Annotated in this window: 16 protein-coding genes, 1 tRNA gene and 1 other annotated feature; of the genes, 13 read left to right on the top strand and 4 right to left on the bottom strand. The window is 47.0% G+C overall.

Features of this window, described 5'->3' with window-relative positions; genetic code table 11:
• Positions 1-22 precede the first annotated feature (22 nt).
• On the bottom strand, positions 23-1951 hold the full coding sequence (locus tag MKX41_RS18885) for a glycosyl hydrolase family 18 protein (RefSeq protein ID WP_340972610.1): 1929 nt from the start codon (positions 1949-1951) through the stop codon (positions 23-25).
• A 599-nt stretch (positions 1952-2550) separates the two neighbouring features.
• On the opposite strand from MKX41_RS18885, the gene MKX41_RS18880 reads away from it, so the two are divergent.
• The 4 genes from MKX41_RS18880 (at position 2551) to MKX41_RS18865 (ending at position 5465) form a co-directional block, all read left to right on the top strand.
• A complete protein-coding gene (locus tag MKX41_RS18880; RefSeq protein WP_076300470.1) occupies positions 2551-2979 on the top strand; it encodes an NfeD family protein in 429 nt (142 codons plus the stop codon).
• Positions 2979-3914, top strand: coding sequence for an SPFH domain-containing protein (locus MKX41_RS18875; protein ID WP_283908822.1), 936 nt, complete (start codon positions 2979-2981; stop codon positions 3912-3914). The genes MKX41_RS18880 and MKX41_RS18875 overlap by 1 nt, the downstream gene beginning before the upstream one ends.
• Positions 3915-4015: 101 nt before the next feature.
• Positions 4016-4471, top strand: a complete 456-nt coding sequence (locus MKX41_RS18870; protein WP_042191321.1) for a cupin domain-containing protein — start codon at positions 4016-4018, stop codon at positions 4469-4471.
• A 157-nt stretch (positions 4472-4628) separates the two neighbouring features.
• Complete coding sequence (locus tag MKX41_RS18865; RefSeq protein WP_340972604.1) at positions 4629-5465, top strand: aldo/keto reductase; 837 nt, start codon at positions 4629-4631, stop codon at positions 5463-5465.
• 63 nt (positions 5466-5528) lie between these two features.
• Here the strand turns inward: MKX41_RS18865 and asnB are convergent, their stop codons facing one another.
• Positions 5529-7373, bottom strand: a complete 1845-nt coding sequence (gene asnB, locus MKX41_RS18860; RefSeq protein WP_340972602.1) for an asparagine synthase (glutamine-hydrolyzing) — start codon at positions 7371-7373, stop codon at positions 5529-5531.
• 145 nt (positions 7374-7518) lie between these two features.
• Here asnB and MKX41_RS18855 point away from each other — a divergent pair, with 145 nt between their 5' ends.
• The gene (locus tag MKX41_RS18855) at positions 7519-7875 is read left to right on the top strand and encodes a hypothetical protein (RefSeq protein WP_042130688.1); all 357 of its coding nucleotides are present in this window, start codon (positions 7519-7521) and stop codon (positions 7873-7875) included.
• 170 nt (positions 7876-8045) lie between these two features.
• A tRNA-Arg gene (locus MKX41_RS18850) sits at positions 8046-8119 on the top strand.
• Between the two features lie 756 nt (positions 8120-8875).
• Here MKX41_RS18850 and MKX41_RS18845 read toward each other — a convergent pair.
• Complete coding sequence (locus MKX41_RS18845; RefSeq protein WP_340972598.1) at positions 8876-9784, bottom strand: serine hydrolase domain-containing protein; 909 nt, start codon at positions 9782-9784, stop codon at positions 8876-8878.
• A 403-nt stretch (positions 9785-10187) separates the two neighbouring features.
• On the opposite strand from MKX41_RS18845, the gene MKX41_RS18840 reads away from it, so the two are divergent.
• The 4 genes from MKX41_RS18840 to MKX41_RS18825 are packed head-to-tail and all read left to right on the top strand — an operon-like array spanning position 10188 to position 17617.
• The gene (locus MKX41_RS18840) at positions 10188-11207 is read left to right on the top strand and encodes a LacI family DNA-binding transcriptional regulator (protein WP_076300475.1); all 1020 of its coding nucleotides are present in this window, start codon (positions 10188-10190) and stop codon (positions 11205-11207) included.
• A gap of 55 nt (positions 11208-11262) precedes the next feature.
• Complete coding sequence (locus MKX41_RS18835) at positions 11263-12012, top strand: alpha/beta hydrolase (RefSeq protein WP_340972594.1); 750 nt, start codon at positions 11263-11265, stop codon at positions 12010-12012.
• Positions 12013-12056: 44 nt separating this feature from the next.
• Positions 12057-14225: a glycoside hydrolase family 3 N-terminal domain-containing protein gene (locus MKX41_RS18830; RefSeq protein ID WP_340972592.1), complete on the top strand. Its 2169-nt coding sequence runs from the start codon at positions 12057-12059 to the stop codon at positions 14223-14225.
• A gap of 47 nt (positions 14226-14272) precedes the next feature.
• Positions 14273-17617: a GH36-type glycosyl hydrolase domain-containing protein gene (locus MKX41_RS18825; protein WP_340972591.1), complete on the top strand. Its 3345-nt coding sequence runs from the start codon at positions 14273-14275 to the stop codon at positions 17615-17617.
• 54 nt (positions 17618-17671) lie between these two features.
• On the opposite strand, the gene MKX41_RS18820 is transcribed toward MKX41_RS18825, so the two are convergent.
• Positions 17672-19537 (bottom strand): arginine--tRNA ligase, encoded by a 1866-nt coding sequence (locus tag MKX41_RS18820; protein WP_340972589.1) that lies wholly within the window; start codon positions 19535-19537, stop codon positions 17672-17674.
• A gap of 40 nt (positions 19538-19577) precedes the next feature.
• Positions 19578-19794: a binding site (T-box leader), on the bottom strand.
• Between the two features lie 280 nt (positions 19795-20074).
• Between MKX41_RS18820 and MKX41_RS18815 the strand changes: the two genes are divergently transcribed.
• The 3 genes from MKX41_RS18815 (at position 20075) to MKX41_RS18805 (ending at position 25203) form a co-directional block, all read left to right on the top strand.
• Positions 20075-20434, top strand: a complete 360-nt coding sequence (locus tag MKX41_RS18815) for a hypothetical protein (protein WP_339266825.1) — start codon at positions 20075-20077, stop codon at positions 20432-20434.
• A 50-nt stretch (positions 20435-20484) separates the two neighbouring features.
• Entirely contained in the window at positions 20485-23175 is a 2691-nt protein-coding gene (locus MKX41_RS18810; protein WP_445671344.1) for a beta strand repeat-containing protein, read from the top strand.
• 381 nt (positions 23176-23556) lie between these two features.
• Positions 23557-25203 carry an exosporium glycoprotein BclB-related protein gene (locus MKX41_RS18805; protein WP_340972584.1) on the top strand — a complete coding sequence of 549 codons (1647 nt, stop codon included), beginning with the start codon at positions 23557-23559 and terminating at the stop codon, positions 25201-25203.
• The last annotated feature ends 81 nt before the right edge of the window (positions 25204-25284 follow it).

The raw sequence follows: 25284 nt of genomic DNA, 5'->3' as shown, positions 1-25284 counted from the left end.
CCTTTCGCGTTAATAATGAGTCTTAATTCAGCTTCCAGAGTGCGGGTGTGGTCGCCGGTTCCCAGCCTTGAAGTGAAGTATGGGGCTGGAGGCAAGTATACGTTTTGGCGTTGTAGCTAACGATGTCACCCGTTTTGTAAGCGATTCCTACAATCCAGCTAGAACTCCCAGGGGTCGGTGCAACAGTTGCCGTCGGTGCTACTGTTGCAGTTGGCGCTGGAGTTGCCGTCGGTGCTACTGTTGCTGTCGGTGTTACAGTGGCCGTTGGTGTTGGAGTTGCGGTTGGTGCCACTGTTGCCGTTGGAGTCGGAGTTGCTGTCCCGCATACGTTGATGAATTTCCAGACTCCAGCAGCACCGCTAAGGTCGGGACGATCGCCTTGAGTCCACCATTTAGCTTCATAGACTGAACCGTTGTAAGAAACTTGCTGGCCGCCAGTATATACGGCAGTCTGGTTCCACGCCGCTGCGCATTGTCCCGGAGTAGCCGTCGGCGTTGGAGTTACCGTAGGAGTCGGAGTTGCGGTTGGAGTTACTGTTGCCGTTGGTGTTGGAGTTGCTGTTGCGGTTGGTGTCGGAGTTGGTGTCGGCTGTATCACTCCTCCGCCAAGGTCGGCGTTCAGCTTGTTGGTCAGAGTTTTGTTCCGGTCACCACTTGTCTCCCAGAACATGGCACCCGCTAGGCCTTTGGATTTGAGATAACTGATCTTATGGCCAAAAGATTCTACGTCGTCATAGCTGATATAAGTTTGGTTCGTTGGATTATAGAGATAAGGCACTTTAGAAATGTCATTCCAATAACGGGTATAGCCGTTTTTGTTAATGTAATTAGCTTCGAGGTCATAGAAGTCATAACTCCCCTTTTCCCATGTGCCCGTGGACGAAATGCCAGCGGACAATTGATATTGGCCATTTCCTGCGGCAGGAGCACCTCCCCAACCACGGCCATAGAATCCCATACCAAGCACTAACTTGTTCGCGGGTACGCCATTGGCTAAATAGCTGGTTACCGCTTTATCGACGTTGAAATTTTGCGGTTCGGTCAGGCCTGATGCAGAAGCGGCTGGATCATAGTACAAAGGAGCATTGTGACCGGTGGTCTTATTCCAGCTCCCGTTGAAGTCATAGGTCATAATATTGATCCAGTCAACAATGGAAGCAATACCTGCAAGATTATTGTTATTGACGTACGTCGGTCCTGCACCGGAAGCAATGGTCAGCAGGTAGGTTTTGCCATCGGTCTGACCGGCAGCATTTAGCTTCTCACGAATTTTTTGCAGTAGAAGTACATAGTTTTCCTTATCTTCGGGACGATAACTGTTGCCTGCGAGCCCACCGCTGACTGGGTACTCCCAGTCGAGATCGACCCCGTCCATTTTATATTTACGAATGAAGTCTACCGCTGAGTTGGCAAAAACCTCACGGGTTACGGCTGTTGCCGCCACATCCGAGAAACGATTCGACCAGGTCCAGCCCCCAACGGAGATCAACGTTTTCAGGTTCGGGTTCTTTTCTTTCAGCTTCCATAGCTGCTTCAGATTACCTTTGATGGGGTCATCCCATTTGTCATCCCCGAAGCTCTTTCCGGTGTCAATCCACGGGTCACCCAGAACAATCGTGCCGTTCGGAACGTTAATGGTCTGTGCTTGCTCATTTTGACAGCTCCATGTTACCGGATTAGGGCCGGTAGGGTCAGGGTTGCCGTGAATGCCATTCCAACAAATATCTGCGAAGGCGTAGTTAATGACATTCATTTTGGTAGGATCGATATCTGATACATTGTAAGCCCGCCCGTAAGCGGCCCAAGAAGCGTAATAACCAACCAGTTTATAATCCTGTGCGGCGTTGGCCGTTTTGGCACTACTACCCAGGGCTGAAAAAAGTGTAAGAACAAGCGCGGCGATCATCGCGATCGCAAAGGTCTTACGTGAACTTTTTTTCGTGAATATCATTGATTTTATACCTCCAAGGTTCAATGTGTAGTTCGAAATTCTTTTCGGCAAGAAACCCTACCTTCACCTCCCATAATTTGAAATTCACCTGTACCTTCACCCTTGCATATCTCTCATTCTACTGACACCCATTTCATAGATTTAGCAGCAAAAAAATAGCGGTTCACATAAAGCTCGCACAATAAGTAAGCGCTTTCTAAACTGCTGTTTTAAGGATTATTTTTTGACAAACTTGTAGATGTAACATTGTTGAAGGGGTGTAGGGTGAGTAGAAGAGTGGGTTTGGAGTTCAATAATTAGGATTAATTTCTTATTTATGGGTGAAGGCATTTCTTATTTTCAAGCATAGAGAGCGATTATGCTAGGGATAAAATTCAGTAATATAGGGGGACATTTTTCTAATTCATGGATACTTGTTTAGGGAACTTTGATAGAAAAGGTGTATGTCCTCTTTTTAAGGAAACTCATGCAGAACACATAACCTCCGATGTTATGAATATAAATTATATACATGCCTGCAATATTTTTACGGAATTACGCAACGCATCGCTGTTTCTTTTCGTTATAGTAGTATCATAAGGAAGGTGGTGGGTTCACCGATGGTTGTGTTTTGGTTGATCGCAGCCGGTGTCCTGTTTGTTGTAGAGATGATGACGCTTACTTTTTATCTGCTATGGCTTAGTATTGGTGCGTTGGCCGCAGGATTGGTGTCGTTGATTGTTCCTGAAGCCATTTTGTTTCAGGTGATCCTCGGATCACTGGTTGCACTTGGTCTGACTATATTCTCGAAACCACTGGTTTCTAAATTTCGCAGTTCACGTGGGTTCAAGGATACAGGCACAGAAATCGTAGGCAGGCAAGGAGTCGTCATTGAGCCGATTGAGCAAGGGCGCTATGGGCAAGTGAAGGTAGGCGGAGATACGTGGAGCGCGAGCTCTGACCAGTCTTTGGGCAAGGACGAAGTAGTCAGAGTAGTGAAGAGAGGCACGACCATTATCGAAGTAGAACGATGGGGGGACATGAACTAATGGAATGGGCAATTATCGGAATTATTCTTGTCGTGGTCGTAGTTTTTGTGGCATTAACGATCAAAATCGTACCGCAACAACGGGTAGGTGTAGTGGAACGTCTGGGTAAATTCAATCGTCTACTGACGCCGGGTCTGAACATTCTGATACCTGTGATTGATCAGGTACGTACTTACCATGATCTAAGGATTCAACAAGCGAATGTGCCTCCGCAAACGGTGATCACGAAGGATAACGTGCAGGTGCAGATTGACACGATTATTTTCTATCAGGTAGTGGGACCAGAGGAAGCTACGTATGGCATTTCCGATTATGTATATGGGGTAAGAAACATTTCAACGGCAACTATGCGGCAAATTATTGGTAAGCTGGAATTGGACGAAACGCTGTCTGGGCGTGAAAAAATCTCAACTGATATTCGTCTGGCGCTTGATGAGGCTACAGAGAAGTGGGGCGTAAGAATCGAGCGTGTGGAAGTCATCGATATCAAGCCGCCGCTCGATATTCAAGAAGCAATGGATAAGCAGATGAAAGCGGAGCGGAGCAAACGGGCGATTGTTTTGGAAGCGGAAGCTGCCAAGCAAGATATGATCCTGCGTGCTGAAGGGGATAAGCAGAGCAAGATTCTGAAAGCGGAAGGCGACAAGGAAGCACGTATCCGCCAAGCAGAGGGTTCAAGACAAGCACAGGAGCTGGAAGCTCATGGTGAGGCGAAAGCAATTCAAGCCGTGGCTGAAGCAGAAAAATCACGCATTGAGCTGATTCGCTCAGCAGGTCTGGATGAGCATGTGCTCGCATATCGTTCCTTCGAGGCTCTGGCTGAAATCGCCAAAGGTCCTGCAAATAAAGTGTTCTTGCCAACAAGCGCTGTTGAAACGCTGGGAAGTCTTGGGGCGATTGCTGAGGTATTCAAAGCGAGCAAGGATAGCAAATAGATTTTACAATTCGTGCTTCTTCCGTTAAAGTAAAAGCAAAAACAACCCTATGCATACGAAGCTATTGTTGCTCATGCAAACTTTGAAGGAGAGAAGCTACCGTGACACAAAAAGAAATCTCACCGTTAGTTGAACTGCTCGGATTACAACCCCATGTTGAGGGCGGTTGGTACAAAAGACTTTGGAACTCCGAATTTGAAATTCCGCAGGAAGTGCTTGGGGATAGCTATTCCGGATCGCGCCATTCGGCATCTTCGATTTATTTTTTGCTACACGAGGGGGAACAATCTGATTGGCATACTGTTTTGTCCGATGAAGTTTGGTTCTGGCATTCCGGTAGTCCAATAGTGCTTAGTCTCGGAGGTAATGGAGATAAGCCTGAGGATGTGCAGGAAGTTATTCTGGGTCTCGATATTGCTGCAGGTCAACAGCCGCAGGTCGTAGTTCCAGCAGGCGTATGGCAGGCGGCTCGCCCGTTAGGATCAGAACCAGTACTTGTATCCTGTATCGTTTCTCCTGAATTCCATTTTGATGATTTCAAACTGATTGAGAAATAAAGAAGAGCGGGGGCTTTATATATGCCTCCGTTTTTTTATGAGGATTTTGGGAATGATGAAGCAGTCTGCTATACTTTTGTGGTAGCGCTTGCTTCTGAAGCGTGAATTTAGGTTAAGTAAGATTAATGAAATAACAATAAGCTTGGAGGGTTAAGCGATGAGTGAATTGAATGCACCGTTCTCGGGAGGTCCGACTTTAAATGATGGAGTGACCATGCCGTGGCTAGGCCTTGGCGTGTATCAGACTAAAGATGGGGAAGAGGTTATTCACGCGGTCAAGACCGCAGTGGAGCTTGGATATCGCAGTATTGATACGGCTGCAGGTTACAATAACGAAGAAGGTGTAGGTCAGGCTATTCGTGAATGTGGAGTGGCCCGTGATGAACTGTTTATTACGACGAAAGTGCGCAACCCTGATCAAGGCTATGAATCAACGCTGAAAGCGTTCGAAGTTAGCCGGCGCAAGCTGGGGCTGGACTATATAGATTTGTATCTCATACATTGGCCGGTGGCAGGAAAGTATCGGGAGACTTGGAAGGCTCTGATTCATCTGCAAAAAGAGGGTCTCATCAAATCTATCGGTGTGAGCAATTTTCAGATTCATCATCTGAAGGATATCATCGAGGACACTAGCGTAATTCCAGTGGTAAACCAGGTGGAATTCCATCCGCTATTGACTCAGCGCGAGTTGCTGAAGTATGCCAATGAGCAAGGGATCCAGCTTGAAGCGTGGAGTCCGCTTATGCAAGGAAACCTAGATCTCCCCCTTCTTAAAGAGCTGGCTGGAAAGTATGATAAGACCCCTGCTCAAATTGTACTTCGTTGGGATTTGCAGCAAGGCGTAATTACGATTCCAAAATCGGTACATGCGGATCGAATTAAGGAGAATGCGGGATTCTTTGACTTCACGCTTAGTGATGAGGATGTTAAAGCCATCGAAAATTTGAACAGAGACCATCGTTTCGGTCCGGATCCGGACAATTTTAATTTCTAAAAATTACGAATACAAGCCAAACAGCAAGCCACCGATACGGGGACTTGCTGTTTGGCTTGTCGCTTATTGGATGGAGACGTTATATTTACGCAGCCAGAGATCTACTTGAGCTAGGTAAGCAAACAGCTGAGGACCGGACATGAGCTGACCGAACCAAGGCAGATTGGTAGAGGATTCTGGGGAAGCGGCGATCTCACGGATTTTGGCAGCATCAATTAAAGGAAGTATAGGCGAAGTTGAGTCATCTAGAATGTTCAATACTTGTGTTCGTACTGCGTTTAAATAGGCTGGATTATGGGTTTTCGGGTAAGGACTTTTTTTACGATATAGCACATCATCTGGAAGAATTCCCTCAAGCGATTTGCGCAAAATCCCTTTTTCACGACCGTTCAGGTTCTTGATTTCCCAAGGAATATTAAAGACATATTGAACGAGGCGATGATCACAATAAGGAACACGTACCTCTAGTCCGGCGCCCATACTCATTCGGTCCTTACGGTCGAGCAAAGTAGGCATGAAGCGGGTGATGTTTAAATAGGACATTACGCGCATTTGTGCTTGTTTACCTGTCTCCCCATCTAATGTTGGGACTTCGGCTACTGCATCACTGTATCTGTCACCCAAATATTCCAGCGGCCGAATCCATTCATTAACTTCAGGGGATAATAGACTTGCACGCATTTTAGGAGCAACTGACCAAGGAAAAGTGCCCGAGGAGAGCATCTCCTCCCGATGGAACCAAGGATATCCGCCAAAAATCTCATCGGCAGCTTCGCCGGAGATGGCTACAGTAGCATTCTTTTTAATCTCACGGCAAAATAAATACAAAGAAGAGTCCACATCGGTCATCCCAGGTAAATCGCGTGTGTACAGCGCATTATCAAGTGCTTCTACAAGCTCTGGTGTATCAAATGAGATATAGTGATGGTTCGTATTTAATTCATCGACCATTCGCTTAATCCATGGACCATCTGCTCCGGGCTGAAAAGTATGGCTCTTGAAGTGCTTGTCGTTGTCGACATAATCGACGGAATACGTATCCACTCGTCCCTGGCCGTTTCGGTTGTAGTAGTCCACTGCAAGTGCTGTCAGCGCACTGGAGTCCAGCCCTCCTGACAAGAGCGAGCAGACAGGAACATCTGAAACCAGTTGGCGTTCGAGCGTATCCTGCAGCAGTTCACGTACTTTAGCGGCTGTCTCTGCTTCATTGTCAGTATGTTTTGTGCTTTCCAGCTTCCAATAAGCGTAACTACGTAGACCTTCGCGACTATAAATCATGGCATGCCCCGGACGAAGTTCCTGCATATCCTTATAAACACCGTGTCCTGGCGTACGGGCTGGACCGATAATAAAAATTTCCGCTAACCCTTCGGGCCCGACTATTGGCTGTACCTTGGGGTGCTGCAGTAGCGCCTTAGGCTCTGATCCGAAAACTAAGACGTCATCCACTTTACTATAGAACAGAGGCTTCACACCTAAGCGGTCACGTGCAAAAAAGACCTGATCCCGAAGTCCGTCCCACACTGCAAAGGCAAAGATCCCATTGAGCTTCTCTGCACAATCCGGTCCCCATTCGATATAGGCATGCAGCAGAACCTCGGTGTCACATTGGGTACGGAATTGATGACCCCGCTGCTTAAGTTCTTGTTTGAGCTCGGGTGCGTTATATAATTCGCCGTTGTACACAATCGCATATACCTGTTCGTCATGGCGGGTGATCATAGGCTGCGCGCCGTTCTCTGGATCGATAACGCTAAGTCTGCGGTGACCGAATGCGCAAGGACCTGAAATCCAAGTTCCAGCTGCATCGGGTCCGCGGTTTGCTAAAGTTTCAGTCATTTTGACCAGCAACTGCGAGTGCTGCGTGAGATCTCCGCGCCACTGGATAAATCCGGTTATTCCGCACATGATGGTTCATCCTCTCTTTTTGTGCGATTGTTGTCCTTACTTTTTTGCCAAGTAATACAGATATATGCCGAAGGAAGGCATAAAATGTATGTCCTTATCCGAACACTAGGGGAGAGAGGAATTTGCCAGGAGGGAAGGATGACAGGTGTATTATATTAAAGATGCCAAAATTCGTAGAATGATGGAGTATGACGGTGCGCCTTGTGCAGAAGTAGGTGTATTGCCGGGTGCTGTTAGTGATCCTGCGCTTTTGGTGTATATCGTAGAAGATCAGCGCGAAGAAGGCTATGAGATTGTCCGTATCCTCACTAACGACGCAGACACTTCTACCGATTGGTTTGATAACAATATGCATGATGCTTTTAAAGATGTGACTTCGAGCGCGTTTACAGGCAGTATGATTATGTCGCCAGAAGATGAACGTTCCAAGTTTCAGAGAGAATTAATGACTTACGGAGATTTAAAAAAGCAGCTGGAGCAGCATTTTCGGAATCTGGAGTAATATGAGTAGAAATGAGGGTATCCGTAAGCTATGAAAATAGCTAGGATACCCTCGTTATTATCAAATTAGGATTAAGATTACTTATTTTCCAAAATGTTTGATCTTGAAAATTCTGCTGAATAAGGTATAATAAATATCGTTGCGTCAATACATATCATTAATTCGTATATGTCCCGGTAGCTCAGCTGGATAGAGCATGCGCCTTCTAAGCGCACGGTCAGGGGTTCGAATCCCTTCCGGGACGTCAAGTAACAGCCTTCCTTCGGGAGGGCTGTTTTTGCGTGCAGGGAAAGAGAAGCCCGGGTGGTTCGTCGGAGCATAAGCATCGATAGGATCAGCTTCGCAGTCAGCCCGAAAGGGCTGCATCCCGCTCGGGGCAAGTAACAGCCTTCCTTCGGGAAGGCTGTTTTTGCATGCAGGGAAAGAGAAGCCCGGGTGGTTCGTCGGAGCATAAGCATCGATAGGATCAGCTTCGCAGTCAGCCCGAAAGGGCTGCATCCCGCTCGGGTCAAGTAACAGCCTTCCTTCGGGAGGGCTGTTTTTGCGTAGGGAAAGAGAAGCCCGGGTGGTTCGTCGGAGCATAAGCATCGATAGGATCAGCTTCGCAGTCAGCCTGAAAGGGCTGCATCCCGCTTGGGGCAAGTAACAGCCTTCCTTCGGGAGGGTTTTTTTGCGTGCAGAGCATCCTCGCCAAAGTAAGTAAACTGAAGCTCTGACAGATAATTAGGGAAAATCTCCCTATAATTCAGAGCTTTCTACTCAATAGACTAATAATTAGGGAAATCCTCCCTGTAATTTAACTAATTCGTTGGCGAATATAGATATTCCCCCGATTTTTAGGGAGGATTTCCCTCTTTTCATTCATTTCAAGCAATTATCGGCTAAATACAGGGAGCTTTTCCCTAATTATACGAAAAGAAGGTGCCGAGAAAGTAGCCTCTACTACTTTCTCGGCACCTTGAGCCTTCCCGTGAGAAGGCTGTCTTGCATATGCCCACCGCTAAAGAAGCGGCCAGATCTCCTCCCAGACAGTGTCTAGAATAGCCTGCATATTATCTTCCATACTGTTAATAGCGATTACCACTTGTGGATCCGGTGCAACAATGCAGAATTGACCATGAGCGCCATCGGCACGATAAGCATCGTGCGTACACAACCAGAATTGACAGCCGTACCCTTGGCCCCAATCACCAGCTCCGTTATTTTCGATCTGCTTTTGTGTAACAAAATCAACCCAAGCTGCGGGAATAAGCTGCTGTCCCTTCCACATTCCTTTTTGCAAAAGAAGCTGTCCAAATCGGCTTAGTTCTTCCGTATTGATCTGAAGTCCGGCACAACCGAGGGTGATCCCTTGAGGGGCCGTTTCCCAATCGACGTTTTCTATGCCTAGTGGGGTTAAGAGACGGGGAACGAGGTAATCTTTTACGGTTTGTCCGACACGGGCCTGAACCATTGCAGAGATCATAATGGTATCCCCGCTGCTGTAGGTAAACTGTTCCCCAGGAGGTCTGTCTAAAGGTAGCGATAGATAATGTTGTATCCAATTTACATCCTTCAAGGCCATTCTTTCTTCAACCCAAAACGGTGGGGAATCATGCCCTGTACTCATACGTAGTAAATCGAACAAGGTCAACTCCCCAGGTTGCATGGAAGGAAGGACTTCTTTATGAGTGAATGCATATTCTGGAAACACATCCTTAAGTGTTGTATTTAGTGATAGTTTTCCTTCTTCGATGGCTAGACCCACCGCCATGCATGTAAAAGACTTGCTGACCGAATGCTGCAAGCGCCGAATATCCTCTGCGAGATCCACTTTCCCCACTAACGTTCCATTTTTAAGCACAAGAACATTGAACACATTCAATCCACGTTCGCGGATCTGGGCTTCGAAGCGAGTCATGTTTAACATAAAATGTAGCCCTCTCTTTCTTAGATTCCAAGCTGGGATTAGGAAGTTTGGTAGTCGAAATCATTGAAAATGATGTGGAAACGTTTCCTCTGACTAGATATTAAATAGCTAAATTGATGCTATTCTATTCTTATTTTAAAGTCAATGCAAGCAGAAAGACTACTATTTAACATCGAAACAATTAAAATTTAAAACGAATTTGAGATGCGAATCATTTTTAGTCAAAAATCATAGGTTGACTTCTAAAAAATATCTGTCCATAATGAACGTATTAAGCGATTTAGATCCGAAAACAGTCAAAATGATGTCATGGGAAACGTTTCCCATCATTTTATGCGTTTCCACTAAGCTGATTATATCAGGTGCAGGGGGAGCTCATTATAGGGGTGAAACAGGGGGAATTATGAATATCAAGGATATTGCAAGGCTATCAGGCGTTGGTATCGCCACGGTCTCCAGGGTAATTAATAACTCCGGTGTCGTAAGTGATGCAACCAGAGCTAAAGTAATGGCTGTTGTAAGAGAACATAATTACATTCCAAATGGAAATGCAAGCAATCTGAAAAAAACGCGTTCTAATACGATAGCGCTTATGGTTAAGGGGATTGCAAATCCGTTTTTTGCAGACATGATCAAAGAAGTAGAGCGTCAAGTGAATCTGCGCGGCTGCCCGCTTCTGATCCAGCATGTTGAAGATGGAGTGGATGAGATCAATGCTGCTCTTCAGCTTGTGAAGGAAAAGAATTTATACGGGGTAATCTTTATGGGTGGTACATATGACCATTCTGAAGAAAAATTCAAACAATTGCCGATCCCATTCGTTTTGACTACCATCACGACTACGAAGGATGTTGATCCTGCCGTATTCTCCAGTGTGATCATTGATGATATGCAAGAGTCTTATAAAGCTGTGAGCTATCTAATTTCACTCGGACACCGGAGCATTTGTTTTTTGGCCAGATTTCCTTTGGTTCAGCATACTACCGGAAACCGTCGTCTTATGGGTTATATTAAGGCGCTTGAGGATCATGGGATTGAGTATGATGCTTCCTTGGTAGAGGATTGTGAATACAGTCCAAGTTCTGGTTTCACGGCTACGAAAAGACTGCTTAATAAGAAAAAAGATATCACCGCTGTATTTGCCGCATCAGATACCATCGCTATCGGAGCTGCCAAGGCTTTATTGTCTTTGGGTCTATCGATTCCAAATGATATTTCGATCATCGGATTTGACGGTATAGAGATGGCAGAATACTATCACCCATCGCTGGATACGATTAGCCAACCTGGGGTGGATATGGCGAAAGCCAGTGTTGAAATTCTGTTTGACCTGATTTCGGGACAATCGGAGAACAAACATGTGGTATTCGAGTCTGTTTTGGTAAAGCGGGGATCTTGCAAGAAGATTAATAAACAAGCATAAACGCCTTCGGCATAATTTCTTATATTTTAAAAAAGGTTCCGTAAGGAGATGACATATGGCACTTCTAACCGTTGAGACTGGTTCTCCTACCTTAAGAATGACAACGTCCATCAGTATCATCTCCCCCGTTGATTCGGGCAATACCACCGGAGGAACGCTCTATCTGTTACATGGTGCTGGCGACAATGCTAGCACATGGTACAGGCTGACCACCATTGAGCAGTATACTAACAAGTATGGCTGTACAGTCATAATGCCTCAGGTAGGAAGAAGCTATTATACAGATATGGAGTACGGACTGGATTACTTCCACTATGTTACGCAAGAGCTTCCTGAGCTTTGTGGCCGAATGATGAGACTGGATGATGATCCGCAAAAGACGTATGTTGCCGGACTATCAATGGGCGGATATGGGGCGCTAAAATGTGCACTTACCTATCCTGAGCGTTACAGCAAAGTAGTTTCCTTATCAGGCGTTACAGATATTCAGAAAAGATTGAAAGACCCGCAAATGTCTTCGGATATGGCGAGGGAGATGGCAGGCACTTTCGGAAAACGCTTACAAGTTAAGCCGGATCAAGATCTTTATGCTTTAGCGGCTAAATTGGTCGACGATAAACGTAAGCTGCCTTCAATTTTGACCTGCTGTGGCTCAGAAGATCCATTTGTGGAGATGAACCGGGAATTTGCTTCTCATATGCAAGCGAGTCCCTATACATTTCAATATGTTGAGACTCCGGGAACACATGAATGGAGATTCTGGGAGGAACATCTGAAGACAACTTTTGATTTCTTGTACAACTAAGAGCAATGAGCAATTGCAGAAAGAGATATTATGGAGGATTTGAGATGAAAGACCAGCAACTGACGTCCCTGTTGAACCAGATGACGCTTGAAGAGAAAATAGCACAATTGCAGCAGCTAGCTGCTAATTTCTATGAAGGAGCGGAAGAAGGAGGGCAAATCACTGGCCCTATGGCATCCATGGGGATTACGGATCACATGATTGAGAACAGTGGTTCAGTACTTGGACTTTCGGGCGCAGAGCAAGTCATTGCCGTCCAAGAAGCTCATTTACGTAAAAATAGATTGGGTATTCCACTGCTGATGATGGCGGATATCGTGCATGGCTTTAAGACGATTTTCCCGGTGCCACTGGCGATTGGTTGCTCTTGGGATATGGAGCGGGCGGAGCTAAGCGCTGAGATTGCTGCTAAAGAAGCGGCAGTATCTGGTGTACACGTTACTTTTGCACCTATGGCGGACCTTGTTCGGGACCCGCGTTGGGGAAGAGTGATGGAGTCTACCGGCGAAGATCCTTATTTGAATGGTAGGTTTGCCCGTGCATTTGTACGCGGGTTTCAGGGAAATGACTTGACGGGTGATGTAAGTCGTCTGGCGGCTTGCGTTAAGCACTTTGCAGCCTATGGTCTATCCGAAGGCGGACGGGATTATAATACGGTCGATTTATCAGAACGTCAGCTACGGGAATATTATCTGCCAGCCTATCGTGCAGCACTGGATGAGGGTGCAGAAATGGTTATGACTTCGTTCAACACGATTGACGGGATTCCAATAAGCGGAAACGTTAAGCTGCTTCGTCAGCTGCTGCGTGAGGAATGGGGCTTTGACGGCGTGCTGATCTCGGATTGGGGCGCGGTGAAGGAACTGATCCCACATGGTGTCGCCGAGGATGAGGCTGAAGCAGCACTTAAAGCTATCAAAGCTAGCGTGGATATCGAGATGATGACAGAGTGTTATGTGCACCAACTGCCAGCTCTTGTAGCAGATGGGCAAGTGGATGAAAGTATCATTGATGAAGCCGTACTTCGTATTTTGAAATTGAAGCAAAGACTGGGCTTGTTTGAGAATCCGTTACGTGGGGCAGATATAGAGAAAGAGCGCGAGGTAATTTTCTGTGATGCTCACCGGACAGCAGCGAGAGAATTAGCGGTTAAATCCTGCGTTCTACTGAAGAATGATCAGGTTCTGCCGCTTGCGACAGAGCAGCGGATTGCGCTAATCGGACCGTTTGCTAATAACGGAGATATTCTTGGACCATGGTCCTGGTTGGGTTCAACAGAAGAAGCTAGCCGTCTTGCTCCAGCTTTTGAAGCTCGTGCAGCTGCTGGTAAGGTTACCGTTGCAGAAGGCTCCGGGATTGAGAGCTTTACAGAAGAGCAATGGCTGGAGGCGAAAGCGGCAGCGCTGGAAGCCGATGTGATTGTGCTGGCGCTTGGAGAACATTCGGATATGAGCGGAGAAGCTGGAAGTCGTTCAGATATCCGCTTGCCGGAAGCGCAGCGTGAGCTTTTGCAACGTATGAAGACGCTGGGTAAGCCTGTTGTGGTGGTGTTGTTTAACGGACGCCCACTGGATCTTAGTGGTGTGATCGAGAATGCGGATGCTATTCTGGAAGCCTGGTTCCCAGGAAGCGAGGGCGGCGCGGCGATTACCAGTCTACTGTATGGTGACGAGAATCCGTCAGGAAGATTAACGATGTCTTTCCCTGTATCTGTTGGGCAAATTCCGGTCTATTACAATCATTTCAACACTGGACGTCCTCTACATGCACCGGGTGCGGACAAGCGTTATGTCTCACAATATTTGGACATTCCTAATGAGCCGTTCCTACCATTTGGCTTTGGTCTTAGTTATACGACATTTAGCTACAGTGAACCGATCCTTTCCGGTGAAATAATGACGAAGGATCAGCCTATTAAAGTAACTGTTACGGTGACTAATACAGGCAATGTACAAGGTGAAGAGGTAGTGCAGCTCTATATCCGAGACATTTCAGGAGAAGTTGTTAGACCAATGAAGGAACTGAAAGATTTTGCTAAGATCAGCCTCTCCCCGGGAGAAAGCCAGGAAGTGAGCTTTACGCTTACAGAAGAACAGCTTCGTTACTATCATAGCGACTTAAGCTTTAGCAGTGATCCGGGACAATTCAAATTGTTTGTGGGTCCAAATAGCCAAGAGGTTAAAGAACGCGATTTTCGCTTAACATTAGCTTAAGTAGAATATATACGACACAGGCTGTCGTAATAGAGGAGTGCAAGAATATGACTACTAATATGAATTCTAACATCCATTTAAACGCTGGAGACTTATCATTCACTTTTACAAACAGCGGGGACTTGTTCCAAGTTCTCCATGAACGGACAATGATCAATCAATTGCTGCCTAATATCGTGGATGGCTCCTTATCCAACCTATATTTACGCATTCATAGTAATGGAAGCATTCAAGCTGTTCCTTTGCTGGGCATTCATTCCTCAAGCACTGTACGTAAGGCTGGGAACCGCTTGGTTTGGGAAGGTACTGCGGAAAATATCGAGTATCAGGTTATTTTTACTCCGACGGCTCAAGGCGCTTGGTTCTGGGACGTGAAGCTTACAGGTCAAGAAGCAGATGTGGATCTCGTGTACGGACAAGACGTGGGTATTGCCGATATCGGTGCTGTTCGCAGTAATGAAGCCTACCTGTCACAGTATATTGACCACGCCGTATTCGAGGATCAGTCAAAGGGATATGTAGTATGTTCCAGACAGAATCAACCGCAAGGTGGCAAATTTCCATATCTACAACAGGGTGCAATCACTAAGGCAGCAAGCTTCTCAACAGATGGTTTCCAATTCTTTGGATTGTCTTATAAAGAGACCAATCAACCAGAAAGCCTGAGCCGTGAGCAATTAAGTAATGAAATCTATCAATATGAATTCGCTTATACTGCGCTGCAATCGGAGCGGGTGAAGCTGAGTGGGGAAGCCCAGTTTGTATTTTATGGATTGTTCAAGCAAGATCATCCAGAAGCGATTACCTCGTTAGAATTCACGAAGGATGTTGCTGCGGCTTGGGAAACGGTAAAAGAGTTGCCTTTAGTAGCTGAAGCACCGCTCGAGCGTTCTTTCTTGACGAAAGAGCTGGGAGCACCACTAGCTGCAAATTCTCTGACGAGTGAAGAGATCGAAGCCTTGTTCCCGGTTCGCTATCAAGAGGAAAAAGAGGGAGACCAGCTTCTGTCTTTCTTCACGGAAAATTATGAGCATGTTGTATTGAAAGAGAAGGAACTTAAGGTAGAGCGTCCTCATGGTCATATTCTAATGAGTGGGGATAATGCCCGACTTAACGATAAGGTAATCACTACGACTTCCTATATGTACGGAATATTTAACTCTCAAATCGTTATTGGCAATACCAATTTCAACAAGCTCATGACCAATGCCAGAAATGCACTTAACATTCCAAAGGCTTCGGGACAAAGAATCTATGTACAGTGGAATGGCGAATATCGCCTCTTGACCATGCCTTCACTGTTCGAAGTTGGTTTCAACTATGCCCGTTGGTATTACAGAACAGATGGCGAATGCTTCATTATTACGAACTACACTACGGCAGATTCTCCGGAGATATTCCTGAATGTCCGTACGGAAAGTGGAAAAGCTTATCGTTATTTAGTCACTAATCAAATCACTATGAACGTTAACGAATACGAGCTTCCATATCAATTCAAACAAGAAGAGGGAACCGTAACCTTCTCGGCTGATAGAAGTGCACTAAGTGCAGGAGAATATCCTGATCTGCAATATAAATTCCAGGTACAGGGAGCAGATTTCACTCTTCAAAATGAAGGTAGACTCGTCTCTCATGCTGAGAAGTCAGATGCGCCGCTAGCTATTCTGGAACTGTCGAAGAGCAGTGAATGGACATTGAACATTCAAGGTCTTCTGGATGGTAAGGAGATTCAATCGAGCAGCCGTACAGCTGAAGGGGAGATTTCCGCATACCGCGAGTTCTACAGCGGGGTTATGAATGGCTTCCGCTTGACGTTAGGTGATGGGTCCGAAGGTGAGTTGTTTAAGGTAAATGCTCTGGCTTGGTGGTATACACATAATATGCTCGTCCATTATTCAGTCCCTCACGGATTGGAACAATACGGCGGCGCTGCTTGGGGAACCCGTGACGTGTGTCAGGGACCAGTGGAATACTTCATGGCTACGCAAAAATACGATCAGGTTCGTGAAATATTGCTGACCCTGTATGCTCATCAATATGAAGATGATGGTAACTGGCCACAGTGGTTCATGTTTGATAAATATACGAAGATTCAGCAAGAGGAGAGCCATGGAGATATTATTGTATGGCCACTCAAAGTGCTTGGAGACTATTTGGCGGTAACGCAAGACTACAGTATTTTGCAAGCGACTGTGCCTTATACTCGTAAGCATAGCTTTGATTTTACAGAAGAAAAAGCAACGCTGCTGGATCATGCACGGAAGGAAGTTGCTTATATTAAGAATCACTTCCTGCATGACACGCATTTGTCTTCTTACGGTGATGGAGACTGGGATGATACACTCCAACCGGCTAATCCACAGCTGAAGCAGTACATGGTTAGCAGCTGGACAGTGGCGCTTACCTATCAGACATTGAATCAGTTCTCAGAAGTGCTTCATAAAGTTGATCCAGCAGGTTCGGAAGAGCTGAAAGCGATGGTGGAGGGAATCCGTGAGGATTTCAACACACATATGCTTCAATCTGAGGTAATTCCAGGCTTCTTGTATATGGAGGACCCAGAGCAAGTGAAGCTTATGGTGCATCCAAGTGATACGGAAACAGGGATCCAATACCGTCTGCTGCCAATGACGCGCAGTATGATCAGTGAGCTGCTTACACCAGAACAAGCCGAAGCCCACTATGAAGTAATCCAGGATAAACTGTTCTGTCCAGATGGCGTTCGTCTGATGAACCGTCCAGCTCAATATGTTGGCGGCGTAAGCACCCATTTCAAACGTGCGGAGCAAGCTTCTAACTTTGGTCGGGAAATTGGACTTCAATATGTACATGCACACATTCGTTATGTAGAAGCTATGGCTAAGCTAGGGAAAACCGATCAGGTCTGGAATGGCCTAGCGGCGATCAATCCGATCGGAATCCGCGACGTGGTGCCAAACGCTGAACTACGTCAGGCTAACTCTTATTTCAGTAGCTCGGATGGTAAATTTAACACCCGTTACGAGGCACAGGAGAATTTCGATAAACTGCGTAATGGTGACGTAGCGGTTAAAGGTGGCTGGAGAATCTATTCAAGCGGTCCTGGGATCTACATGAACCAGTTGATCTCGAATGCACTGGGGATCCGTACGGAAGGTGGAGATTTAATCGTCGATCCAATTCTGCCGGAGTCGCTGGACGGAATGCGCTTTAGCTTTGAATATGCAGGCACTAAGGTAGACTTTATTTATCACCTTACGGGCTCTGATAACAGTCGGATTACTGTTAACGGTACAGAAGTGCAAGCCGAAGGTACGCTTAATCGCTACCGTAGTGGTGGTATCCGTATCAAACGTGAGGACTTTGATCGTCTCTGCGTAGAAGCTGGAAATGTGATAGACATCTATAAGTAAGATAATAAAAGAAGGGCAATCTCCGCGATAAGCGTGGAGATTGCCCTTTTTGTACTACATTCGGCTCGGTGTCGGTAACCCAAGCACTTCAAGTACATCCCCTAAAGTATCCTTAAATCTCGAAGTAAGCCAGAGGCGGAACGCGATGGTAGCCTCCTCACCTTTTAAAATCGGACATATAGAATAGAAGTTATTGAAAAGTGTGGCTAAGGTATGCGCGTACGTGCAGAGTATATTCGGTGTTAACTCTATGCTGGCAGCATACAATGTCTCTTGCCAGACGCTAAGCTGTCTCAGCAAAGCGAGCTCTGCCTTTTCCATTTCGAGTGGAAATTGAAGCTTTGAGGCATCTGTGCTGAATGGGATTGTAGATTTGCTCAAAACACTGCTGGCACGGGCATAGGTGTACATCAGATAAACCCCGGTATTACCGGATATTTCGGTAGCCTGTTTGAAATCAAACACGATTTCCGTTCCCAGGTTAAACCGCAGCAGATAATAACGAATAGCAGCAGCTGCAATGATATGGCTGGAAAGACCCTCTTTATCGGAGCGCGAATGTTCTATGTTCTGTTCCATAAGCATTACTAAATCGCTCACCTTAACGCCGATTCCTTGGCGCCCGGACATGGCATAAGAAGATTTCCCTTCTGAAACATCTATCCCCAGCTCAGCAGCAGAGGCCGGACTAAGAGAAACAACGCCATAACTTACATGATGGAGCTTCTCAGCCTGCTCGTTATATCCTAGTGCTCCTAAAGCCTGCTTAACCATTTGTTGCGGATATTCCTGTCTATAATCGATCACGTTAATAACACGGTCGGCATGTCCATAAGGCTCATGGGTTCCAGTTAATCCTGTGGTCCATAAACCAGACGAGAATTCACTGTAGGTGAAATCTTTGGATAGTAGACCGAATTTCCAGAGATGATAAGCAATGTCTTTGGCTGTGTACGTCAAAATCCCATTCGAACGCACAAGCACCTTATCCATCTGATGATCCTCTGAATCCGCTCCACTGCTAACCTCTGTCCCTTGCTTTAGCACCCAGCAGCCCGCAAGTTTGCCTTCAGTCTCCTGTACAAAAACTGCCGTTTGCTTCAATAGCTCAGATGCGGCTGTCCAGAATCCCTCTTTTAAAATATTGCTCTCCCACACCAGCAGGTCATAGTGAATACCAAAACGCTTCATTTCCGCTACATGTTCTCTCACAATACGTTCAGCGACTAAGTTGCCCAGCCACGCCTCATTACCATCACCCTGTTCAAGGGCATGCAGCATATCCGTGCGCTTGTGAGTGATCTCTGGATTCCGTGCATATTCTTTGTTCACTTTGGCATATAGATCCCAGCAATAATCACCGAAACGTTGATGTTCCCCTTCTAAAGGTACATTTAATAAACCAACGACTGTATCTGCCAGCTGGTTGCCCAGATCATCCACATAGTTATGGACCTCTACGTTATGTCCGGTTCTTTTCATGATTCTGACCAGCGCATCGCCGATGCAGGCATTTCTCAGATGACCTACATGAGCAGCTTTATTTGGATTGATTGAAGTGTGCTCGATGATGACCTTTTCCCTTGTGCTGTTAGGCAGATCAAAGGAATGTTTAGCCCACACCTGCCAATTCATATACAAATTAATAAATCCAGGAGCAGCTACTTCGACTTTTTGTAAAAGACCCGTGTAACTCTCTTGTAATTTGATTTCTGCTTTTACTAACTCTGCTATGACGAGAGGGGATTTACGCAGGAGTTTGGCTAGCTGCATAGCAATATTGCAGGAATAATCACCATGCTCTAGATTAGCTGGCTGTTCGATCAGAATTGCAACATCTTTTGGGTAGGCAATTTCTAAGGTGTGGAATACTTTTTTTACACTTTGTTCAATGCTGTTTTTGATGATTTGACTTAACATTTTATACCCTCCTTTGAAAATACAAAAAAGCCCTCGTCTCAAAAGAGACGAGGGCTTTAGCGCTCGCGGTACCACTCTCGTTGCTAAACAGATGTTTAGCCACCTTACAGGATAACGGTCTTTAGCCGGGACTTCCTACTTAGGTTCAGAAGTCCATCTCACGGGTGCGCTTCATTAGGTGATCTGTACCGGCTTGCACTTACCCGGCTCGCTGAGGACTAGAACACGTTAACTACTCTCCCGCTCATCGATGCTTGAATAATTTTTATCAGTATAACGAATATTTCGAAAAAAGCAATAGGGTGTTAGTTAGAAAACTTAGAAAATGCTTGAGTTTAAGATTGTCCGATTAGTAGATTACAAATTCAAAGAATAGAAGGTTGTCTTTTTTTGAGTGGCAATTCCTTTGCATAAATGTCCACACATTAACTTTAAATACAGAATATTACTATATAGAGCTATTAATTATGAACCATGTTACTAGTTTTATAGTTTTTTTATTTTTCAAACTGCAGCAGAAGAGAGGAGTGAATAAAGATGGCTTTATTCTCAACCGGACCTATAGATAATAGTCCAATTCTAGGGGTCAGACAGACACAAATCGTAACAGTAAAAGTAGTTAATCGTGATTCTCTTAATCCATATAATCTTGTTATTCAGGGATTTTTGCTAAATGGGTCAAGATCGATGTATGTGAATGAAATGATTAATCTCGCACCTAACCAAGTTCTAACTAGGAACTATTTTGCAGATTTAGATGCATTTGAATTTGAGTTTACGACATTAGAAGTTGTTGAAGCAGAGGTAGGGATCTCGGTCTGGGGAAAACAGGCTTCAGGGGAATTAGTAGAACCTCATCGTATAGTAGCGTGGGAAAAACATGTAGGAATAATCTAAAGGAGTGTTGAGAATTGAGCTATTTATCTACTGGGCCGATAGATAATACCATGGTGGGAGGTATACGACCTACTCAACATGTTACGATCAAAATCGATAACCGAAGCGACGTTATTTCTTCTACGGTTCTCGTCCAAGGATATTATATGAATGGGACAAGAACTTTATATGTTAGTGAGCTTGTTAACGTTATGCCTGATCAAGTTGTAACAAAGGACTATTATGCGGATTTTGATGCGTTTGAATTTATTTTTACGACTTTAAGCCTGGTAGATGATCCTATTCAAATTTCAGTCTGGGGAAAAAATAGTGTAGGTCAAATTGTGACTGCTCACCGACTTGTCCATGCTGAATTACTTGGAGCAACGGTAGGGACAACTGGTGCTACAGGTGCGGATGGAGCAGATGGAGCGACAGGGGCAACAGGTGCGGATGGAGCAGATGGAGCGACAGGGGCAACAGGTGCGGATGGAGCAGATGGAGCGACAGGGGCAACGGGTGCGGATGGAGCAACTGGAGCCGACGGAGTGACTGGTGCGACAGGGGCAGCCGGAGCAGACGGGGCGACTGGAGCGACAGGAGCAACTGGAGCCGACGGAGTGACTGGTGCAACAGGCGCAGCCGGAGTGACTGGCGCAACAGGGGCAGCCGGAGGAGCGACAGGAGCAACGGGAGCAGATGGAGCGACTGGAGCAACAGGGGCAGACGGAGCGACTGGAGCAACGGGAGCCGATGGGGTGAATGGAGCGACGGGAGCCGATGGAGTGACTGGTGCAACCGGGGCAGATGGAGCGACTGGAGCAACGGGAACCGATGGAGCGACTGGAGCAACGGGAACCGATGGAGTGACCGGAGCAACAGGAGCCGACGGAGTGACAGGAGCAACGGGAGCAGATGGAGTGACAGGAGCAACGGGAGCCGATGGAGCCACTGGGGCAACGGGAGCGGCTGGTGTAACTGGAGCGACAGGAGCAACGGGAGTGACCGGAGCAACGGGAGCCGATGGAGTGACAGGAGCAACGGGAGCCGATGGAGTGACTGGAGCAACGGGAGCCGACGGAGTGACAGGAGCAACGGGAGCCGATGGAGCCACTGGGGCAACTGGAGCAGCTGGAGGAACTGGAGCAACAGGGGCAGACGGAGCGACTGGAGCAACAGGAGCCGATGGAGTGACTGGAGCAACAGGAGCGGCAGGTGTAACAGGAGCAACGGGAGCGGATGGAGCCACTGGAGCAACAGCGGCAGCTGGAGTGACTGGGGCAACCGGAGCAGTTGGAGCGACTGGTGCAACAGGAGCCGACGGGGTGACTGGAGCGACGGGAGCGGCAGGTGTAACTGGTGCAACAGGAACCGACGGGGTGACTGGAGCGACGGGAGCGGCAGGTGTAACTGGAGCAACAGGAGCGGCAGGTGTGACTGGAGCAACGGGAGCGGCTGGAGTGACCGGAGCAACGGGAGCCGACGGAGTGACTGGAGCAACAGGGGCAACGGGAGCCGATGGAGTGACTGGAGCAACAGGGGCAGCTGGAGTGACTGGGGCAACCGGAGCAGTTGGAGCGACTGGTGCAACAGGAGCCGACGGGGTGACTGGAGCGACGGGAGCGGCAGGTGTAACTGGTGCAACAGGAGCCGACGGGGTGACTGGAGCGACGGGAGCGGCAGGTGTAACTGGAGCAACAGGAGCGGCAGGTGTGACTGGAGCAACGGGAGCGGCTGGAGTGACCGGAGCAACAGGAGCCGATGGATTGACCGGAGCAACGGGAGCAGTTGGAGCGACTGGAGCAACGGGAGCCGACGGGGTGACTGGAGCAACAGGAGCGGCAGGTGTGACTGGAGCAACAGGGGTAGCTGGAGTGACTGGTGCAACAGGAGCCGACGGGGTGACTGGAGCAACTGGAGCAGCTGGAGTGACTGGAGCAACAGGGGCAGCTGGAGCGACTGGAGCAACAGGAGCGGTAGGTGTGACTGGAGCAACGGGAGCCGACGGAGTGACCGGAGCAACTGGAGCAGCTGGAGTGACTGGAGCAACAGGGGCAGCTGGAGCGACTGGAGCAACGGGAGCGGACGGAGTGACTGGAGCAACAGGGGCAGCTGGAGTGACAGGAGCAACAGGAGCGGCAGGTGTGACTGGAGCAACGGGAGCGGCAGGTGTAACTGGAGCAACAGGGGCAACTGGAGTAACTGGAGCAACCGGAGCGACTGGTGTAACGGGAGTAACAGGAATAACTGGTGTGACTGGAGCAACAGGGCCGAATATTCAAGCTGAGGGATTCTCAGCGTTCCTATCAGCTTTGTCAGTTTCTACTTCTTCCCAACTGACTGGATGGTCTGTGGCTTCTCCTTTCTATTCTGATCCTTCCTTTAACCCCGTTTCGGGAAATTACACAGTTCCGACAACGGGTAGATATTCTATTGAAGCGACCATTAACTATTCCACAACTGCCTCAATCTCAATTAGTCTTGGTAGTGGGGTTAATCCAGCTTTCGTAGTTCAGAGAACTTCTCCTACTTCAACAAATCTGGTAAGTGGATTATTCCCTGTGTTGGATGTGAATGTTGCGCTTATTCTAGATTTGAGAGCTATTTTGGGAAGTGGGACTGTAACGCTGGTTGGAGAATTTGCACTAACAGCAGGTGATGTTATTGGTTTGTTCTATGTTTCTAATGGCTTGACGGTTCCTTTGAATCTGGGCGGTGCCAATACTTCGGGTATAGTTTGGTCTGTTCATGAATTGTCGTAAATTTATCTCTGAGTTTGATTGTAAAAATAGAGGATGCTCAGTAGCCGTTAGGATGGCTTCCTGAGCTATCCTCTATTTTGTTAACGGGACAAGTTTTGGGCAGAACGGAATAATGCTCCTAAGATTTACAATCTATTGAATATTGATAGATTTATAGATTTTTCCAATAGCACTCAATATGTATAGTAGTAGCTTTTGATAGATGTCCACACATTAAAAAGAGAAAAGAATATTACTATTAAGAGCTGAAAATTTCCAACTGAAAAATATAATAGGCTCATTGTTAGCGAATTTAGAGTAGATCGGAGGAATGATTATAGTAACGCTACTATTTAGAATTTTTTGCAGGCAATCTATTTAAAAATAAAAGGAGTTGATAACTTGAGTTATTTATCTACTGGACCTATAGAAAACAATCTGGTAAGCGGTGAAAGACCCACTCAGCTTGTTACTATTAAACTTGTTAATCAGAGTGATGTCACTGCGTCGTTGATTCAAGTCGAAGGATATTATATGAATGGTACAAGAACACTATATGTTAGTGAACTTCATACTGTGGGACCTAATGAAGTACTAACAAATGATTATTATGCAAATTTTGATTCATTCGAATTTTCATTTACAACACCAGCTTTGATAGACGATCCAATTCAAGTCTCAGTTTGGGGAAAAAGCAGCACAGGTCAATTAGTGACTGCTCATCGGCTTGTCTACTCTGAATTGTATGGTGAAAATATAGGTTATTCAGGAGCCACTGGAGCCACTGGAGCCACCGGAGATACCGGAGCGACAGGAAGTACAGGTGCGACCGGAGCAGCAGGAAGCGCTGGAGTTACCGGAGCAACGGGAAGCGCAGGTGCAACAGGAGCAACGGGAAGTGCAGGTGCAACAGGAGCAACAGGAAGCGCAGGTGTAACAGGAGCGACAGGAAGCGCAGGTGTAACTGGAGCAACAGGAAGCGCAGGTGTAACAGGAGCGACAGGAAGCGCAGGTGTAACTGGAGCAACAGGAAGTGCAGGTGCAACAGGAGCGACAGGAAGCGCAGGTGCAACAGGAGCGACAGGAAGCGCAGGAGTTACCGGAGCAACGGGAAGCGCAGGTGCAACAGGAGCAACGGGAAGTGCAGGTGCAACAGGAGCAACGGGAAGTGCAGGTGCAACAGGAGCGACAGGAAGTGCAGGTGCAACAGGAGCGACAGGAAGCGCAGGAGTTACCGGAGCAGCGGGAAGCGCAGGTGTAACAGGAGCGACAGGAAGCGCAGGTGTAACTGGAGCAACAGGAAGCGCAGGTGTAACAGGAGCGACAGGAAGCGCAGGTGCAACAGGAGCGACAGGAAGCGCAGGTGTAACTGGAGCGACAGGAAGCGCAGGTGTTACTGGAGCGACAGGAAGCGCAGGTGTAACTGGAGCAACAGGAAGTGCAGGAGTGACCGGAGCAACAGGAAGTGCTGGCGCAACTGGAGCGACTGGAGTGACAGGAACAACCGGAGCAACGGGACCTACTGGTTCAGGTGCAATCATTCCTTATGCTTCTGGTCTTCCTGTAGCTATGACAACTGTATTAGGAGGCTTGCTGAATACTTCAAGTATCGTAGGATTCGGAAGTAGTGCGACGAATATTAGTGCTGCTGGCGGTACGATAGATCTCACCGGAGCGGCTGGAACCTTGCTGAACTTTGCATTCTCAGTTCCACGCACCGGAACAATTACCTCTTTGGCGGCCTATTTCAGCACAACAGCAGCGCTTAGTTTATTAGGTTCTACAGTAACAATCACTGCTCAATTATACAGTTCTTCTACCCCTAACAATACCTTTACTGCAGTCCCTGGTGCTGTAGTCACATTAAATCCTCCATTTACAGGTGTCCTTTCACTTGGCACAATTAGCAGTGGTATTACTACAGGCTTGAGCATTCCTGTAACCACTGGAGAGCGGTTGCTGTTGGTCTTCACTTCAACAGTATCGGCCGGAGTCGACGTTGCGACAACCATTGCTGGATACGCTAGTGCAGGAGTTACAATCGCATAATCTGATGATGATTATGACGTATTTACTACAGAAAAAGGGATATCCCAAAAGCCATTTGGCTGAAGGATATCCCTATTTTTC

The organism is Paenibacillus sp. FSL R5-0475 (assembly GCF_038004585.1).
Classification (GTDB): domain Bacteria; phylum Bacillota; class Bacilli; order Paenibacillales; family Paenibacillaceae; genus Paenibacillus_AQ.
This window is presented reverse-complemented; position numbering and strand designations above follow the sequence as displayed.